This is a genomic window from Pseudomonas sp. NFACC39-1, assembly GCF_900110355.1.
GTDB classification, from domain to species: Bacteria; Pseudomonadota; Gammaproteobacteria; order Pseudomonadales; family Pseudomonadaceae; genus Aquipseudomonas; species Aquipseudomonas tehranensis.
The window spans coordinates 77,685-93,819 of sequence record NZ_FODL01000002.1; the positions used below are offsets into that span (position 1 = coordinate 77,685).

The 16,135-nt window shown below is 60.4% G+C and carries 17 protein-coding genes; 9 read left to right on the forward strand and 8 right to left on the reverse strand.

The annotated features are described in order from the left end of the window. Positions 1-169: 169 nt before the first annotated feature. Both BMY45_RS04605 and BMY45_RS04610 read left to right on the forward strand, forming a co-directional pair. Positions 170-712: a disulfide bond formation protein B gene (locus tag BMY45_RS04605; RefSeq protein ID WP_092395114.1), complete on the forward strand. Its 543-nt coding sequence runs from the start codon at positions 170-172 to the stop codon at positions 710-712. 178 nt (positions 713-890) lie between these two features. After that, positions 891-1,349 carry an Rsd/AlgQ family anti-sigma factor gene (locus BMY45_RS04610; RefSeq protein WP_047226119.1) on the forward strand — a complete coding sequence of 153 codons (459 nt, stop codon included), beginning with the start codon at positions 891-893 and terminating at the stop codon, positions 1,347-1,349. A gap of 61 nt (positions 1,350-1,410) precedes the next feature. Here BMY45_RS04610 and BMY45_RS04615 read toward each other — a convergent pair whose 3' ends face one another. After that, complete coding sequence (locus BMY45_RS04615; protein WP_092395117.1) at positions 1,411-2,076, reverse strand: FKBP-type peptidyl-prolyl cis-trans isomerase; 666 nt, start codon at positions 2,074-2,076, stop codon at positions 1,411-1,413. Between the two features lie 193 nt (positions 2,077-2,269). Between BMY45_RS04615 and BMY45_RS04625 the strand changes: the two genes are divergently transcribed. Next, positions 2,270-3,400, forward strand: coding sequence for an AlgP family protein (locus BMY45_RS04625; protein WP_092395122.1), 1,131 nt, complete (start codon positions 2,270-2,272; stop codon positions 3,398-3,400). Here BMY45_RS04625 and BMY45_RS04630 read toward each other — a convergent pair. Continuing rightward, complete coding sequence (locus BMY45_RS04630; RefSeq protein WP_092395124.1) at positions 3,397-3,861, reverse strand: TIGR02444 family protein; 465 nt, start codon at positions 3,859-3,861, stop codon at positions 3,397-3,399. The genes BMY45_RS04625 and BMY45_RS04630 overlap by 4 nt on opposite strands. A 50-nt stretch (positions 3,862-3,911) precedes the next feature. Between BMY45_RS04630 and BMY45_RS04635 the strand changes: the two genes are divergently transcribed. The 3 genes from BMY45_RS04635 (at position 3,912) to rhtB (ending at position 7,123) form a co-directional block, all read left to right on the forward strand. Beyond that, complete coding sequence (locus BMY45_RS04635; protein ID WP_092395127.1) at positions 3,912-5,822, forward strand: ATP-binding cassette domain-containing protein; 1,911 nt, start codon at positions 3,912-3,914, stop codon at positions 5,820-5,822. Continuing rightward, entirely contained in the window at positions 5,822-6,403 is a 582-nt protein-coding gene (locus BMY45_RS04640) for a mechanosensitive ion channel family protein (protein ID WP_092395129.1), read from the forward strand. The genes BMY45_RS04635 and BMY45_RS04640 overlap by 1 nt, the downstream gene beginning before the upstream one ends. An 87-nt stretch (positions 6,404-6,490) precedes the next feature. Next, on the forward strand, positions 6,491-7,123 hold the full coding sequence (rhtB, locus tag BMY45_RS04645) for a homoserine/homoserine lactone efflux protein (protein ID WP_092395132.1): 633 nt from the start codon (positions 6,491-6,493) through the stop codon (positions 7,121-7,123). A 58-nt stretch (positions 7,124-7,181) separates the two neighbouring features. On the opposite strand, the gene BMY45_RS04650 is transcribed toward rhtB, so the two are convergent. From BMY45_RS04650 to BMY45_RS04665, 4 genes are all read right to left on the reverse strand, one after another. Further along, a complete protein-coding gene (locus tag BMY45_RS04650; RefSeq protein ID WP_092395135.1) occupies positions 7,182-7,925 on the reverse strand; it encodes a penicillin-binding protein activator LpoB in 744 nt (247 codons plus the stop codon). Between the two features lie 3 nt (positions 7,926-7,928). Further along, complete coding sequence (gene lpoB / locus BMY45_RS04655) at positions 7,929-8,516, reverse strand: penicillin-binding protein activator LpoB (protein ID WP_092395138.1); 588 nt, start codon at positions 8,514-8,516, stop codon at positions 7,929-7,931. Positions 8,517-8,713: 197 nt separating this feature from the next. Further along, positions 8,714-9,085: a YcfL family putative periplasmic lipoprotein gene (locus BMY45_RS04660; RefSeq protein ID WP_092395141.1), complete on the reverse strand. Its 372-nt coding sequence runs from the start codon at positions 9,083-9,085 to the stop codon at positions 8,714-8,716. Between the two features lie 18 nt (positions 9,086-9,103). After that, positions 9,104-10,501, reverse strand: coding sequence for a COG3014 family protein (locus BMY45_RS04665; protein WP_092395144.1), 1,398 nt, complete (start codon positions 10,499-10,501; stop codon positions 9,104-9,106). Positions 10,502-10,813: 312 nt separating this feature from the next. On the opposite strand from BMY45_RS04665, the gene BMY45_RS04670 reads away from it, so the two are divergent. Together BMY45_RS04670 and BMY45_RS04675 are read left to right on the forward strand one after the other, a co-directional pair. Beyond that, positions 10,814-12,712 (forward strand): FTR1 family protein, encoded by a 1,899-nt coding sequence (locus BMY45_RS04670; protein WP_092395147.1) that lies wholly within the window; start codon positions 10,814-10,816, stop codon positions 12,710-12,712. Between the two features lie 108 nt (positions 12,713-12,820). Further along, on the forward strand, positions 12,821-13,276 hold the full coding sequence (locus BMY45_RS04675) for a YaiI/YqxD family protein (RefSeq protein ID WP_092395150.1): 456 nt from the start codon (positions 12,821-12,823) through the stop codon (positions 13,274-13,276). Between the two features lie 126 nt (positions 13,277-13,402). On the opposite strand, the gene elbB is transcribed toward BMY45_RS04675, so the two are convergent. Next, positions 13,403-14,071: an isoprenoid biosynthesis glyoxalase ElbB gene (elbB, locus tag BMY45_RS04680; RefSeq protein ID WP_092395153.1), complete on the reverse strand. Its 669-nt coding sequence runs from the start codon at positions 14,069-14,071 to the stop codon at positions 13,403-13,405. Positions 14,072-14,194: 123 nt separating this feature from the next. Between elbB and BMY45_RS04685 the strand changes: the two genes are divergently transcribed. Next, positions 14,195-15,430 (forward strand): sterol desaturase family protein, encoded by a 1,236-nt coding sequence (locus tag BMY45_RS04685; protein WP_092395156.1) that lies wholly within the window; start codon positions 14,195-14,197, stop codon positions 15,428-15,430. Here BMY45_RS04685 and BMY45_RS04690 read toward each other — a convergent pair. Continuing rightward, the gene (locus BMY45_RS04690; protein WP_092395159.1) at positions 15,411-16,034 is read right to left on the reverse strand and encodes a DedA family protein; all 624 of its coding nucleotides are present in this window, start codon (positions 16,032-16,034) and stop codon (positions 15,411-15,413) included. The genes BMY45_RS04685 and BMY45_RS04690 overlap by 20 nt on opposite strands. Between the last annotated feature and the right edge of the window lie 101 nt (positions 16,035-16,135).

The window sequence follows — 16,135 nt, forward strand, 5'->3', positions numbered from 1 at the left end:
AGGCGTTACCAATGCCTTCGGTAAAGTCCTACAGCAAACTGCGCTTAATCTTCTCTTGCTTGTCGGGAATTCCCTACACCCCTGGTGAAGTGTCTGCACGGCCCCGCCTTGAAAGGCCGGCGGGCTTTCCTCTACCGTAACAGCCTGTCTCTTCTGTTACGGAACTGCCATGTCTTTGGCTTGCTCACGCTTCTTGTTTTTCATGGCTTTCATCGCCGCCGCTCTGGTTTTTGGTATCGCCAATTACCTTGAATATGCGGTAGGTCTGACGCCTTGCAGCCTGTGTGTTTTGCAACGGTTGTGCCTGATGCTGTTTTTGATGAACTGTCTCGCCGCATGCCTGCATGGTCCCGCTCAGAAGGGCAGCATCTTCTACGGGGCGATGGGGCTGGTTTTCGCGTCGAGCGGATTGACGTTGGCGTGGCGTCAGGTTCTGGTGCAAGGCGATTCGCTGGAGCAGTTGCCCGATTGTATCGATCACCTCAAGGCAGTGAGTTCGTGGTGGGGCGCTGTACATCGTGTACTCGAGGGTGCGATCGACTGCGCGAGCATCACATGGACCCTGTTCGATCTGAGTCTTCCCGAATGGAGCCTGTTGTTTTTTCTCGCCGTGTCTTTTGTGATGTCCTATCTGCTGCTGCGCCTTGTCTGGAACGCCCTGATACGACCGCTCAGCGGCACAACGTCGCAACTGGTCCGGGTCATGGATTAAACACTTGTATGAACTTTATCTCCTGCGTACCTTGAAGCGGTTGTCGTGCGGGCATAATCTGGCCCGCACGTGTTATCGGATTTATGCCGCTCGATCATGTTGTGTCTGGCCTTGTCCCTGATCATTTCAGGCGGTGCGCAGGCTGCGAGGGGCATGACTCACAAGGGAAGAAATCACCATGCTCGAAAGTTGTCAGAATGCTCAGGAACGCTGGGGTGGGGTGCATCTGCTGATCGACCGCTGGTTGCAGGAGCGTCACGAACTGGTTCGGGCCTATGATGCTCTCGGCGACAGGCCTGAAGCGCTGAGTGAAAGCCGCAAGCCGTTGCAGGAGTTCTGCGGTGTGCTGGTCGACTACGTGTCTGCCGGTCATTTCGAGATATACGAACAACTGACGAGCGAGGCCAAGGCCTTCAACGATAAGCGTGGCCTGGAGCTCGCCGAGCAAATCTACCCGCGTATCGACGTCATCACCGAAAAACTGCTGGCCTTCAATGACCTGTGTGATGAAGGCAAATGCGTCGCGGAAAAATTCAAGGAGCTGGGTGGCTTGCTGCACGAGCGTTTCGAACTGGAAGACTGCCTGATCGAAGTGCTGCACAACTCCCACAAGGAAGAAGCGCCGGCCCAGGCTTGACGTCTTTTGCAGAATCAAAAAAACGGTGCGCATTGCGCACCGTTTTTTTTGGGAGTCAGCTTCAGGTCGTCGCGCCCAGTAACTCGATTTCAAACACCAGCGGCGTGAACGGGGGGATGACATCCCCGGCTCCTTCGGCACCGTAGGCCAGGGTCGAAGGAATTACCAATCGCCATTTTGCGCCTACCGGCATTTGTGGCAATGCACTGCGCCAACCGTCAATCACGCTGTCGAGACTGAACCACTGCGCTTGTCCGTTGGAATCAAATACGGTGCCGTCTGGTAATCGACCGACATACAACACCTGGACCTTGCCGTGAGGGCCGGCCTTGGCGCCATGGCCGGGTTTGAGTTCGGTCAGCAGAATGCCATCTGCCAGCTGTTGCGCGCCGGGCCGGGCTTTTTCCTCATCAAGAAATTTCTGCTCGGTTTTCAGTGCCGCTTCGATTTGCGGCGTCTCCGGTGACGACGTCAGCCGTGCCTGATGGTCGGCCAGTAGCTGTTCGATGCGCTCATCCTTCAGGGCCAGCGGTTTGCCCAGATAGGCCTGTTGCAGACCCTCGACCAACGCCTGGATCTGCAGGTCGGGCACATCCTGGCGCAGGCGTTCACCCAGGCTTGCCCCCAGGCTGTACGCCAGGTCATGAGCGTCGTTTGCGCTGGTTTTTTCTGCGGCCTGAGCCATGGAGCAAACCATGCACAGGAATAAAAACAAGTGACGCGACATGTAGTGTTCTCCGGCCTCGAATCGAGGGGATTATGCCAGTGCCGATATCCGCAAAGCTGGTTTGCCCCGGCAGTGGGGTAGAAGATTTTTCGTACCTTGCAACGCAACGTCTTGTGTACTGTCAACATGCCCTAGCGGCGGTTGCAGCAGAGGTCTAGTATGAGCCGCACTCACGTCAGTCAGGAGGTAAACCATGTCGGCCACCAAGAAGCCAGTAAACACTCCGTTGCACTTGCTCCAACAACTTTCGGGCAGTCTGCTCGAGCATCTGGAAAACGCCTGCTCCCAAGCCCTGGCTGATGCTGAAAAACTGCTCGCCAAACTGGAAAAACAACGCGGCAAAGCGCAGGAAAAACTGCACAAGTCGCGCACCAAACTGCAAGACGCAGCCACCGCTGGCAAGGCCAAGGCACAAGCCAAGGCCAAAGAGGCTGTGAAGGAACTCGAAGACCTGCTCGATGCCTTGAAGGATCGTCAGTCCGAAACCCGCGCCTATATTCTGCAACTCAAGCGTGATGCCCAGGAAAGTCTGAAACTGGCCCAAGGCGTCGGTCGTGTGCAAGAAGCCGTGGGCAAAGCATTGAGCCTTCGTGCTGCCAAGCCTGCCGCTGCCGCTGTATCGGCCAGAAAACCGGCCGCTAAACCTGTCGCGACAAAAACACCGACCAAAGTAGCTGCCAAACCGGCCGCAAAAGCGCCGGCCAAAGCAGCGAGCAAACCAGCTGCTAAACCGGCTGCGAAAAAACCGGTTGCTGCCAGCGCTGCCAAACCCGCTGCGAAAGCAACTGCAGTCAAAGCTGTCGCCAAGCCGGCGGCCAAAGTGGCTGCCAAGCCAGCCGCTAAACCTGTTGCCAAGAGCGTCGCCAAGCCAGCCGCTAAAACCGCCGCCGCCAAACCCGCAGCGACAAAACCCGCCGCGGCTAAACCGGCTGCCAAGCCAGCTGCTACAAAAACGGCGGCTGCCAAGCCCGCCGCTGCCAAAGCGCCCGCTAAAGTTGCAGCTAAACCGGCTGCCAAGCCAGCCGCTGTCAAAGCGCCCGCCAAAGCTGCGGCTAAACCGGCTGCCAAACCGGCTGCTGCCAAACCCGCCGCCAAGCCTGCCGCCGCCAAGCCTGTGGCCAAGCCCGCTGCGAAACCTGCTGCGAAACCCGCCGTGAAAAAGCCTGCTGCCGCAAAACCTTCGACTGCTCCGGCGGCCAAGCCTGCGACATCGACTCCGGCTCCTGCAGCGACCCCTGCGCCAACCGCCAGCACTATGACCCCGGCGCTGAGCCCGAGCGCCACCCCGGCACCGAGCAGCAACACCCCACCCCGCGCTTCCTAAGTGCCGGACGCCGCGACGCGCAGCTGATGCAGCGCGTCGCGGTTCCCTTGGTCGGAGCCCGCCACTAATCCTTGCAGCCATTGCGCTGAATCTTTGGGTTGTTCCCCAGGCCAGTCCTTGGTCGCAGTCTCCAGTCGCTCCAGCAATCTTCGCTCGGCTTCCAGTTCCAGTCGCTTGACCTGCTCGCGAAGGCTATCGAGTGCCGTGTCTTGAAGGGCGCGGACTTTCCATTGGCTACGAAGCGTGCGCAAGGGCTGTACGACGTCCGTGTCCCATGGGCCGACCCATTGCTGAAGTTGTTGCAGTCTTTGTTCCGTGCAGGCAACCCCGCGCTGTTCCAGCCATAGCCCGCAAAGCAGCAGGCAGACATTGGCGCCGGCGCTCTGCAGCGCCAGGCAGGCTTGCTCCACGCCAGGCTTGGCGTAGAGGTCGAGGGAAAAGCTCCATAGATCAGAGGACATCGTGCTACTCGCGCCAGTTGCGAGCGAAGCTGGTAGACTCCGCCGCCATTATGATTCGACTTCAGAACCTGACTTTACAGCGTGGCCCGCAACGTCTGCTAGAAGACGCCGAGCTGACCCTGCACGCCGGCCACAAAGCTGGCCTCATCGGTGCCAACGGCGCTGGCAAATCGAGCCTGTTCGCCCTGCTTCGAGGTGAACTGCACCCCGACTCGGGTGATTGCCTGCTGCCCGCCGATTGGCGTATCGCCCACATGCGCCAGGAGGTCGACACCCTTGAGCGCCTGGCGGTGGATTACGTGCTTGACGGCGACCTGCGCCTTCGTCAGGTCCAACGCGACCTGGCGGCGGCCGAGGCGGCCCACGACGGCGCCGCCCAGGCCCGTCTGCACGCGGAGCTCGACAGCGCCGACGGCTACACCGCCGATGCCCGCGCACGCAAACTGCTGGCAGGCCTTGGGTTTACCAACGAGCAGATGGACCGAGAGGTCGGGGCCTTCTCTGGTGGCTGGCGGATGCGCTTGAACCTGGCTCAGGCCCTGATGTGCCCCTCGGACCTGCTGCTGCTCGATGAGCCCACCAACCACCTGGACCTCGACGCCATCATCTGGCTCGAAGACTGGCTCAAGAGCTATCCCGGCACATTGCTGCTGATTTCCCATGACCGCGATTTCCTCGACGCGGTGGTGGATCATGTCGCCCATGTCGACCAGCGTAAGCTCACCTTGTACCGCGGTGGCTACAGTGCCTTCGAGCGGGCCCGTGCCGAACGTCTGGCCCAGCAACAGCAGGCCTACGAGAAGCAGCAGGCGCAACGTGCGCACATGGAAAGCTACATCGCCCGCTTCAAGGCCCAGGCTACCAAGGCCCGTCAGGCCCAGAGCCGGATCAAGGCACTGGAGCGGATGGAAGAACTGTCTGCGGCCCACGTTGATTCGCCGTTTGATTTTGTTTTCCGCGAGTCGAGCAAGATTTCCAGCCCACTGATCGACCTGTCCGACGCGCGTCTGGGTTATGGCGACAAGACCGTGCTGGAAAAGGTCAAGCTGCAGTTGACCCCTGGCGCGCGCATTGGCCTGTTGGGCCCGAACGGTGCCGGTAAGTCGACCCTGATCAAAAACCTCTCCGGCGAGCTCGAACCCCTGGCCGGGCGTCTGACCCGGGGCGAGAACACCGTGGTCGGTTACTTCGCCCAACATCAGCTCGATTCTCTCGACGCCAAGGCCAGCCCGCTGCTGCATTTGCAGCGTCTGGCACCGAACGAGCGCGAGCAGACCCTGCGTGATTTCCTCGGTGGTTTCGACTTTCGCGGTGCGCGCATCGACGAGCCGGTGCTGAATTTTTCCGGCGGCGAAAAGGCCCGCCTGGCGCTGGCATTGATCGCCTGGGGCCGACCGAACCTGTTGCTGCTCGACGAACCGACCAACCACCTCGATCTGGAAATGCGCCTGGCCCTCACCATGGCCTTGCAGGAATTCAGCGGCGCGGTGCTGGTGGTGTCCCACGACCGGCATTTGCTCAAGAGCACCACGGACAATTTTTTCCTGGTGGCCGACGGCAAGGTCGAAGAGTTCGACGGTGACCTGGAAGACTATGCCCGTTGGCTGGTGGAGTACCGTCAGCGCAACGCACCGGTCAGTACCACGCCGGTTAACCCGGACAAGACCGACAAGAAGGCCCAGCGCCAGGCCGCCGCCGCATTGCGCCAGCAGCTGGCGCCTCACAAGCGCGAGGCCGACAAGCTCGAAGTCGAACTGGGCAAGCTGCATGAAAAACTGCAAAAGATCGAAACCAGCCTCGGCGACAGCGGTCTCTACGAAGCGGCGCGCAAGGATGAGTTGCGCGATCTGCTGGCCGAACAGGCCAGGCTGAAGGTTCGGGAAGCGGAGCTTGAGGAGGCGTGGATGCAAGCCCTGGAACTGCTGGAAAACCTGCAAGCGGAGCTGGAGGCACTGTCCTGATGGAAGCCTTGGCCCTGCCTATACCCGTCATGTGGGTCGAGCCGATCTGGCTCGGTGTGCAAATACTGCTGATCCTGCTGGCCGGCTACATCGCACAGCGTTGCGTGGCGCGGGCCCTCACGGACCTTGCCGAGCGCTACCCATTACCGTCCCAGTTGGTGATCATCCTGAGGGGTGTGCTGCGCTGGCTGATCATGGGCAGCGCGGTGCTGGTGGTGCTCGAACGCCTGGGCGTCTCGGCCACGGTGCTGTGGACCGCGCTGTCGGGGTTCGTCGCGGTGGCGGCGGTGGCGTTCTTCGCCATCTGGAGCGTGCTGTCGAATCTGTTGTGCGCCATCCTGATCTACACCGTCGGGCCGTTTCGTCTGGGCGATGTGGTTGAGCTGGTGGAGTCCACCGACAAGCCCGGCATCAAGGGGCGGGTGGTGGCCATCAACCTGCTTTACACCACCCTGATCGAACCCGAGGAGCTCGGCACGGGCAGTTCCATGGTGCAAGTGCCCAACAGCCTGTTCTTCCAGCGTTCAGTTCGACGCTGGCGCGGCAACGAGGCGTTTCCGGTCGGCGGGTTCGTCGAGTAAGCGGGTCTCGATTGTTAAATATCTGTGGTCAACCGTCCGGCGGCGCATTAGCTTAGTGACTTCAACGAATCTGAGCCGAGGTGTGCAATGCTGCTGGAAACATGGCTGGCGTTTTTCGCCGCTTGCTGGGTGATCAGTCTTTCGCCGGGCGCCGGTGCCATCGCATCGATGTCCAGCGGTCTGCAATACGGTTTCTGGCGCGGCTACTGGAATGCCCTGGGCCTGCAATTGGGCCTGGCGTTGCAAATCGTGATTGTCGCCGCCGGTGTCGGCGCGATCCTCACCGCATCGGCGACCGCGTTTTATGCGATCAAATGGTTTGGTGTGGCCTATCTGGTTTATCTGGGCGTCAAGCAGTGGCGAGCCATCCCGGGCGATCTCAGTGATGACGCGGCCGTGCGGCCTATCGGCAAGCCTCTGGCGCTGGTGTTTCGCGGTTTTCTGGTCAACATCAGCAACCCCAAGGCATTGGTGTTCATGCTTGCGGTGTTGCCTCAATTCATCGACCCCCATGCCCCGCTGATCAAGCAATACCTGATCCTGGGCGTGACTATGGTTTGCGTCGACCTCATCGTCATGGCCGGGTACACCGGGCTGGCATCCAAAGTCCTGCGCCTGCTGCGCACTCCGAAACAGCAGCGTCGAATGAATCGCACCTTTGCCGGGTTGTTCATTGGTGCGGCGGGGTTGCTGGCGACGATTCGCAAAGCCTCGGTGTAACCAGGCTGTTCTGATGTGGCGGGGAAATTCCCTCGCCACACAATAATCGCTGAACCGCTTAGCGCAAAATGACCGGCGCGGTATCCCGTGGCAGGTTGTTGCGCGGCGCCGGCTCGCCGGCTTGTTCGTAGTTAGGCCCGCCAAGTTGTTCGCTCAGTTGCCGTGCCACGTCCTCACCCAGGGCCTTGGACACCTCGCGCACGACCCGCGGGCGGTTGAGGTTGATGCGCACGTCCCGGTGGTTCAGCAGCTTGGTGTCCTGGCCTTCACCCATGGCGGTGAAGGCCGAGGTGATTTCGTAGGTCTTGGTGTTGATCAGGCTGAAGTCCGCCACCAGGGTCAAGGCGAGCACGGCCGAGTAGCTGTTGGTATTGGCCAGTTCATTGATGTCGCGGGTGAAGTCGATGTCCGATACGGTGCCGAACAGCACGTAATCGGCGCCCTTGAAGTGCCCGGCCTTGATTCGCTTGATCACGTCATAGACGTCGCCCGTGGACGAAGCGGTGTGGGGCGTGCCTTGCACGAGCTGGAACATCCCGCTGCGCAGGATTTCGCCCTTGATGTCGCCGGTGAACTTGCGCAGTTCGCCCTGCTCGATGTAGCTGGTGGTGGCTTCCATCTCGTCGTAGCTCGACGAAGCGCTGGCGCTGTAAGGGTTCGCCTGGAAGTTACTCTGGGCCGAAACGATGTGGATGTATTCCTCCACCCGTTGCTGGTACGCGAGGTCAGTGACCGCGACTTTCGGGGCCGCCTGCGCGCTGAACGCGCAGGCCAGGGCCATGATGCCAATCCATGTGCGCATGGCTTAGCGCTCCGTGGTCTTGCGGATTTCTTTCTCGTCCATCCACTCGGCCAGACCGCTTTCGACGTCGATCAATTGCAGGCTGAATTTGTAGAAGACGTCCTTGTAGTCGCTGCTGCGCTTGACGATCGAGCTGATGGAGCCTTCGAGGCGGTATTTGGCGGCAATCATGTTGCCGGTCTTGGCCACGGTGCTTTTCTTGTACAGGCCGCTCTGGTTTTGCAGCTTGAGCTGGTCGACCTGGCTGTCCATGGCGTTGTTGTCGCTGGCGAACCGCGCCGCACCGGTCTTCATCAATTGAGTCTTGATGCTGGTGGTGATCTCGCGGGTATCGATGTACTCGCTGGTCTTGTTCTTCACGTCATAGACCTGAACCACCGGGCGGCCCTGCAAAATGCCGGACTGGGCCAGGGAGCGGGTCATGGATTCGGCGATCATTTGCAGGTCGGTGGAACCGAATTCGTTGGTCACGGTTTCCACGGCCTTGGTGTCGCCGTAGCTGATGTTCTTGTTGCCCAGGACCGGAGAGTTGTTGGCGCAGCCGCTGACCAGCAGGGCGGCCAGGGCGATGGACGAAATGCGTACGAACATGTGGGGACTCTCAAATTGCTGCATAAAGGGTTTTTGTGGCGAGGGGATTTATCCCCTTTGGGCTGCGCACTGTAGGAGCTGCCGAAGGCTGCGATCTTTTGATTTTTCGCTTGCGACTCAATTGTCTAGGACAAGATCGCAGCCTCGTTGCACTCGTCAGCTCCTACATCAGCGTCTATGGCCCAGCGGTGCGTGGCTCAAGGCGTATTGATTTCCAATCGGAAATCCACAGCCTTGGGTGTCGGTGCGATGGCCGGCAGGAAACTGGTTTGTTCGCCATACAGCGTCAGGCTTTTCCAGGTTTCTTCCTCGGCAACCGGAAAGCCTTCCGGTCCTAGCCAGGCAAAGCGGTAGTACATCGTCTTGTTGTTGAAGCTGGTGTTGCTCAACTGCACATTGACGGTCATGTAGCCGTTTTCCCGGGCTACGCGCATGGCGCCGACCACGATGTTTTTCTGTTTGCCCATGGCCACGACTTTGCTGGCGGCGCTGCCCGGCTCCGGCGGCGGTGGGGTGGCGCAACCGGCCAGCAAGGCCAGGACACCGACGGCGATCAGTTTTAAACGCATTTGAACAAGACTCCGTTCTTAAGGTTGCTTGATGCTGGCGACGGCGGTCGGGTGGGTGCTTGGGATCACTTGGGCGGCCAAGCCGCCGGCGAAGACCTGATTGCCCACCGCCCGCAGGCTGATGACCTGGTAGCGCTGATCGACGGTGACCTTGACCACCGAACCGCCTACTGCACTCGGCAAGGTGACCTGGTGTTCACCTTTTTTCAGGCGCAGACGCACCACCTGGGTGTAGTCCGGCAGGGTGCGCCAGGTCCGGGTGTCCGCGCCTTCGAGCACGGCCGAGGTCAGGCCCACCGCGAGGCCGGCCAGGGGGTTGGTTTCGTTGATCTGTTTTTGCGCCACGCCACGGGTGATCGCCCGCACGGTCGTGCGCAGGATGATGCCGGGCATGTCGTCACGCAGGGCGCGGCGGGACATGGCTGTGGTGCTGTTGAGTTGGGTCAGGTCCAATTGACGACCGTCGACACCGATTTGGGTGAACGTAGCAGTGGAGGTGTCAGGCTTGATCAGGGGGAATGAAAGTGGCGTGATCACTACATTGCCGCTGATGGGCAAGGGCAGGGGAATGCGGATCGAGTCCCGGGACGGCGCCAGGCCGCTCTGCACCACAATCAGGATGTCGCTTTCATCCTTCTTGTCGGCAGGCTTGTCGAGATTGATCAGTGCCTGCTCCAGCAAAGGCGTGTTCGGACGCAGCTCGGCGGCTTTGCGATAGCCCGGCGCGGCCAGGTCTTTTTCGCCCAAGGCTTCATAGACGAACCCGGCCAGGTAATGGCTGAACGCACTCTGATAGCTGTTTTTCAGGCTGACCACTTCCGGCGCGTCGAGGCTGGCCACCGGGTAACCCTGCAGGTCCTTGTACTCGGTCTTGACCCCTTGCTTCTCGGCGTCTTCCTCACGCTTGAGGTATTCCTTGTCCCGCAGGTCGGCAATTACCGCTTCGCGCTCGTGGGTTTTCTTGATCTGCATCCGCGCGCCGTCGAAGTCGTTCACGGCCAGCAGGTTCAGGGCCATCTGCGTGGTGAGCATGACCTTTTCGTAGTCATAGCCTTCGTAGCGCCGAACTTTATCGTTGACCAGAAAACTGCCGAACTGTGCGAGATACTTGCCTGTGTCGAGCTTGACCGCATCTTCCCACTGGCCCACTTGCTGGTCAGCGCTGGTCCAAGCCGCCTGGCTGCCGGGCAGATCGCCCTTGGCACGCAACAGCTCACCTTTTTCGAAGAAATACAGCAGGTCTTTGTCTTGGCTGGTGTTGTTCTTCTCCAGCAGGGTCAACGCCGCGTCGACGTTGCCGGAAGCCAGTTGCTGATTGGTCTGGGCCAATTCGCTGTCGTAGTTGCGAAACGCAGAGCAGCCAGACAACAAGGTGATCGCGCCGAGGGCGATCGAAAGAGCGGCGCGGGATGCCATGAATACTTCTTCCCTGAGGTATCAGCCGGGGGGGCGGGTCGGGCTGGGACGATCCACGGACGAGCGCCGGGCGCTGTCGGTTCCTCATAACCGGAGGAGCTTTTATGCCATCGAACAATAAGAGGGCGGCGCGATTATAAACATGGCCGTTCGCTATGTAATGGCTTTTTAATCTCGTAATGCGGTTTTTGTGACATCACTTCCAAAGCGTGAAGATCCGATGAAATCTGCTCCTGAAACACATCAGCCCTTGAGCCCAGGTCATTGGAAGTGAACAATGTGTTACTTCTTATTTCCAACTGAGAGTCATTCATGTCTGCCCCGTACCGTTTTCTGGCCTGGCTTGCACTGCCGTTGTTTGCCCTGTGCAGCGCCAATCTGTTGGCCGAGACCCTTGAGGGCGCCCCCCAGGCGCTGCATTTACTGGATTACATTGGGGCGGATTATCCGGCGACAGTGCAGGCGGGCAAGGTTGTTGACGAGTCTGAATACCGTGAGCAACTGGAATTTACCCAGCTTCTGGAAGGGCTGATCGTTGCGCTGCCAGCCAAACCTGAGAAAGCAGAACTGACACAAGGCGTCGGCGCCTTGCGCAGCGCCATCACCGAGCATCAGGATGGCGATGAGGTCGCTCGCCTGGCGCGGCAACTGGGGGCCAGACTGGCGGTGGCGTATGAGGTCAGTCAGGCGCCGGTCATCACCCCGGACCCGGCCCGCGGAGCGCCACTGTATGCGCAGAATTGCTCGGTGTGCCACGGTGACAGTGGAGCCGGCGACGGTCCCGCCGGTGTCGGTCTGGAACCTGCGCCCGCCAACCTGCGCGATGGGGCGCGGCTGGATCATCTGAGTCTCTACGCGATCTACAACACGCTTGGCATGGGCGTCGAAGGCACTGACATGCCGGCCTTCGCCGATCAGCTCGACGACCGTCAGCGCTGGGACCTGGCGACGTACATTGCCAGCTTCAGCGCCGATCCGGCGGCCGCTAAAAGCGCACAGACCTTCAACCTCGCTGATCTGGCGCGCCAGACTCCGGCCGAAATCCTCGCGGCGCAGGGCCCTGAAGCGGCTGCCACCTTTCGCGCCCAGCGTGCCCAGCCGCCACAGGTGCAGCGTGGCCCGGCGCAGTTGCTCGACTACACCGCCAGCACCCTGGACAAGAGCATCGCGGCGTATCGCGCCGGTGATCACGACCAAGCCTATGACTTGTCGGTAGCGGCTTATCTGGAAGGCTTCGAACTGGTGGAAAGTTCGCTCGATAACGTCGATGCCAATGTGCGCAAGGACACTGAAAAGGCGCTGATGGCCTACCGTCAGTCCTTGCAGGATGGCTTGCCGGTCGAGCAGGCCGTACAGCGCCTGGACGCGGCCAAGGCCAAGCTGACGGAGTCGGCGGGGTTGCTGGGTGGCGACGGTTTGAGCTGGTCGCTGAGCTACATCTCGGGCTTGCTGATTCTGTTGCGCGAAGGGCTGGAAGCGATTCTGGTGCTGGCGGCGATCCTGGCGTTCCTGCGCAATACCGGTCAACAGTCAGCGGTTCGCAGCGTCAACGTCGGTTGGGGGCTGGCGTTGCTGGCTGGCCTGGCGACCTGGGGGCTGGCCGCCTATGTGATTGATGTCAGCGGCGCCCAGCGCGAATTGCTCGAAGGGGCAACGGCATTGTTCGCCAGCGTGATGGTGCTGTGGCTGGGAGTGTGGATGCACGACCGGCGTCACGCGGCGGCCTGGCAGGATTACATCAAGAGCAGTCTGGTGGGCGGCGGCGGACGTTTCGGTTTTGCGATCCTGGCGTTTTTCTCGGTCTATCGCGAGCTGTTCGAAGTGATCCTGTTCTACGAAACACTGTGGCTGCAAGCCGGCCCCGCCGGGCATGATGCCGTGTTGGCGGGCGGTGCCACGGCGCTGGTGCTGTTGGTCGGATTGGCCTGGGTGATTCTGCGCGGCTCGGCAAAACTGCCTCTGGCGCTGTTTTTCAGCATCAATGCCGGCCTGCTCTGCGCGCTGTCGGTGGTTTTCGCCGGTCATGGCGTGAAGGCGCTGCAAGAGGCCGGGATTTTCGGAACCCGTCCGGTGGCGTTCTTCGATTTCGATTGGCTGGGCATTCATGCCGATGCTTATTCCTTGGCCGCCCAAGTGGTGGCGATCGCGGCGATTGTGGTGTTGTACGGGCGCAGTTGGGTGGCGGAGAAGCGTAGGGTCCAGGTTTCCTGAACAGCCTTCGCTGCGCTCATAATCGCGGGCAAGCCATGCTCCCACAGTCAGTATTCGCCTGTGGGAGCAAGGCTTGCCCGCGATGCTTTTAATTAGAGGAAAAACTCAATGCGTGTATGGATCGACGCCGACGCCTGTCCCAAGGCCGCGAAGGAACTGGTGGTCAAGTTCGCTTTGAAACGTCGCTTCGAAGTGGTGCTGGTGGCCGGCCAACCGCAGATCAAGCCGGCCTTGGCCTGCGTGAAGTTGATCGTGGTGCCCAGCGGGCCTGACGCGGCGGACGATTACCTGGTGGAGCATGCCGTACCGGGTGAGCTGGTGATCTGCAGCGACGTACCGTTGGCTGACCGGCTGGTGAAGAAGGGGGTTGCGGCACTGGATCCGCGGGGCAAGGAGTTCGATGCGCAGAACATGGGCGATCGGCTGGCGGTGCGCAACCTGTTCACCGACCTGCGTGAGCAGGGCCACGTGGGCGGCGGGCCGGCAGCGTACAGCGAGCGGGACAAGCAGGGGTTCGCCAATGCGCTGGATCGGATACTGACGCGGTTGGCTCGAACCTCCTGATTCTTGCCCGCACCCCTGTGGGAGCGAGCTTGCTCGCGATGGCGGTGTGTCAGCCAATAGATATGCCAATTGAACCGACGCTATCGCGAGCAGGCTCGCTCCCACATGGGGTGGGCGGTGTTGCGGTTACTCATCGTTTTCGTGAGTCAACTCCAATACCCGGTCCACCAGTTTGTTGATCCCCGAAGCCGCTTCACTGATGTTCTGCGCCAGCATGTAGGCCGGAGTACTGACCAGCTTGCGTGCAGTGTCTTCGACGATATCGGTGACAGCGCAGTCTTCGTGGATGCCGCCCATTTTGGTTACGGCGGCGGCAGTGTCGGTATCTGTGCCAATGGTGCAGGTCACCCCCGGACCATAGATTTTTGCCGCCAGGGCCGGGGAAATGCAGATCAGCCCCACCGGTTTTCCCGCTTCGGCAAAGGCTTCGGTCAGCGCCAGAACCTGCGGCTGGACGGTGCAACCCGCGCCTTCAACGGCAAAGTTGGACAGGTTCTTCGCCGCGCCGAAACCGCCAGGCACGATCAGCGCGTCGAAGTCCTCGACGTTGGCTTCGCGCAAATCTTTTACGTTGCCCCGGGCGATCCGGGCGGACTCCACCAAAACGTTGCGGCTCTCGGGCATTTGCTCGCCGGTCAGGTGATTGATGACCTGCAACTGCGCGATGTCGGGGGCGAAACACTGCACCTGTGCGCCGCGCTGGTCGAGGCGCAGCAAGGTGATCACGCTTTCGTGGATTTCTGCACCGTCATACACGCCACAGCCGGAAAGGATCACTGCAACTTTTTTGCTCATGGGCTTTTCTCCAGATTCATGGCGTTAAATGTCCACTAATTTGTCACTCGTTGCCATAGGGTTATCGAGCAGCTACACCTAATCTGCCGACTATCTCCCTGCTTTGTCTGCTCGGGTTGCGTCATGAATTTCATTCTGTATGCCGTGCCGTTTTTCTTTGTGCTGATTGCCTTGGAGTTGCTGGCCGATCGCTGGCGGGGTGTGAGCCACTACCGCGTGGCAGACGCCATCAACAGCCTGAGCACCGGCGTGCTCTCCACCACCACCGGTTTGCTGACCAAGGGCGTGGGGTTGGTGACCTACGCGTTTGCCTTGGAACATCTGGCCGTTATCCACTTGTCTGCCGACCAGGCCTGGGTCTGGGTATTTGCTTTCGTGTTCTATGACTTCTGTTATTACTGGCTGCACCGCATGGGCCATGAGCGCAACATCCTCTGGGCGGCCCATTCGGTGCATCATCAGAGCGAGGACTACAACCTCTCCACTGCGTTGCGTCAGACCAGCACCGGGTTTGTGTTGAGCTGGGTTTTCTACTTGCCGCTGGCTGTGGCCGGCGTGCCGCTGGTGGTGTTCATCAGCGTGGCGGCGTTGAATCTGCTGTATCAGTTCTGGGTCCACACCCAACACATCCCCAAGCTCGGCTGGCTGGAGTGGTGTTTCGTCACGCCGTCCAATCATCGCGCCCACCATGCACAGAACCCTCTTTACATGGATCGCAATTACGGCGGGGTGTTCATTATTTGGGACCGTCTGTTTCGCACCTTTCAGGAAGAAGACGATAACGAGCCGGTGATTTTTGGCGTGACCACGCCGCTGGCGAGCTGGAATCCGTTGTGGGCCAACCTGCAGTTCTATGCGCAATTGTGGGCGGATGCGCGACGGGCAGAGCGCTGGCCAGACAAGCTGCGGATCTGGTTTATGCCCACCGGTTGGCGGCCGGCGGACGTGGCGGGGCGATACCCACTGAACAAACCGGACCTGAGTCAGTTCCGCAAATTCGAGGTGCCGCTGGACGGCCGCCAGCAGTGGTACGTGGCGTTGCAGTTCTGTACCTACATTGCGTTGGGCAGTTACTTGATGAATCTGGAGAGCAGCCTGTCGGTTGCTGCCTTGGTGTTGGGTTGGGGCGCGGTGGCGCTGGGTTTGTTTGTCTTGGGCGTGGCCCTGGAGAATCGCCCGTGGGCCCTGAGGCTGGAGCTGTTACGGCTGGTCCTGAATTTACCGCTGGTGTGGCTGGCGCCGCTGGCGGGGTTGTGGCCGGCAAGCCCCGTGGCCTGGGTCGGGTTGCTCAGCTACAGCCTGCTCAGTGGCATCGGGCTGTATTGCTGTCGCAGTCGAGTCACTCGGTTGGCGTCGTAGGCTCGTGGGGCCTGGCTTGTTCCAGCCGTTCGGCTTCGAGGACTTTCCTGGCCAAGCGTGCATTCTTGATACGCCGACGCAGCCACAGGCACAGCCCCAGCACCAGCAGGGCACCGAGTACCCACAATTCATATTTCTTGATGCTGCCCAGCATGCCTTCGAGCACCGCGCCGAAGTGGTACGCGGCGGCGGCCAGGGCAGTGGCCCAGATCGCCGCGCCGATGCCATTGAGCAACAGATAGCGGCCCGGTGGATAGCCTGACAGCCCGATGGCCACCGGCATTACTGTGCGCAAGCCGTAGACGAAGCGAAAACTCAGGACCCAGATGTCCGGATGCCGGCGAATGTGTTCCAGCGCCCGATCGCCCATCAACTGCCAGCGAGGTTTTCGCGCCAGTAGCCTGCGGCCGTGCTTGCGCCCCATGAAATACCACAATTGATCGCCCGCATAGCTGCCGCAGAACGCCACCACCACCACCAGATTGATGTCCATGTAGCCACGGAACGCCAGGAAGCCTGCGAGCACGAGGATGGTTTCGCCTTCGAAGAACGTGCCAATAAACAAGGCCAGGTAGCCGAAGTCATGGAGAAATTGCTGGAGCATTGTCTGGGTGCTGGCGAAATGAACGCGCAGCCTACCCCTTCAGGCACATTCAGGAAAGTATCGAGATGTGTCTCGACGTGAACATTTCCTGCAACGACAAT

Coding starts and splice junctions, on each gene's coding strand:
- lpoB (WP_092395138.1), bottom strand. CDS start 8,516: ATGTTCGTACGCATTTCGTCCATCGCCCTGGCCGCCCTGCTGGTCAGC.
- BMY45_RS04650 (WP_092395135.1), bottom strand. CDS start 7,925: ATGCGCACATGGATTGGCATCATGGCCCTGGCCTGCGCGTTCAGCGCG.
- BMY45_RS04615 (WP_092395117.1), bottom strand. CDS start 2,076: ATGTCGCGTCACTTGTTTTTATTCCTGTGCATGGTTTGCTCCATGGCT.
- rhtB (WP_092395132.1), top strand. CDS start 6,491: ATGCTGCTGGAAACATGGCTGGCGTTTTTCGCCGCTTGCTGGGTGATC.
- elbB (WP_092395153.1), bottom strand. CDS start 14,071: ATGAGCAAAAAAGTTGCAGTGATCCTTTCCGGCTGTGGCGTGTATGAC.
- BMY45_RS04635 (WP_092395127.1), top strand. CDS start 3,912: ATGATTCGACTTCAGAACCTGACTTTACAGCGTGGCCCGCAACGTCTG.
- BMY45_RS04625 (WP_092395122.1), top strand. CDS start 2,270: ATGTCGGCCACCAAGAAGCCAGTAAACACTCCGTTGCACTTGCTCCAA.
- BMY45_RS04640 (WP_092395129.1), top strand. CDS start 5,822: ATGGAAGCCTTGGCCCTGCCTATACCCGTCATGTGGGTCGAGCCGATC.
- BMY45_RS04630 (WP_092395124.1), bottom strand. CDS start 3,861: ATGTCCTCTGATCTATGGAGCTTTTCCCTCGACCTCTACGCCAAGCCT.
- BMY45_RS04685 (WP_092395156.1), top strand. CDS start 14,195: ATGAATTTCATTCTGTATGCCGTGCCGTTTTTCTTTGTGCTGATTGCC.
- BMY45_RS04675 (WP_092395150.1), top strand. CDS start 12,821: ATGCGTGTATGGATCGACGCCGACGCCTGTCCCAAGGCCGCGAAGGAA.
- BMY45_RS04670 (WP_092395147.1), top strand. CDS start 10,814: ATGTCTGCCCCGTACCGTTTTCTGGCCTGGCTTGCACTGCCGTTGTTT.
- BMY45_RS04660 (WP_092395141.1), bottom strand. CDS start 9,085: ATGCGTTTAAAACTGATCGCCGTCGGTGTCCTGGCCTTGCTGGCCGGT.
- BMY45_RS04665 (WP_092395144.1), bottom strand. CDS start 10,501: ATGGCATCCCGCGCCGCTCTTTCGATCGCCCTCGGCGCGATCACCTTG.
- BMY45_RS04605 (WP_092395114.1), top strand. CDS start 170: ATGTCTTTGGCTTGCTCACGCTTCTTGTTTTTCATGGCTTTCATCGCC.
- BMY45_RS04690 (WP_092395159.1), bottom strand. CDS start 16,034: ATGCTCCAGCAATTTCTCCATGACTTCGGCTACCTGGCCTTGTTTATT.
- BMY45_RS04610 (WP_047226119.1), top strand. CDS start 891: ATGCTCGAAAGTTGTCAGAATGCTCAGGAACGCTGGGGTGGGGTGCAT.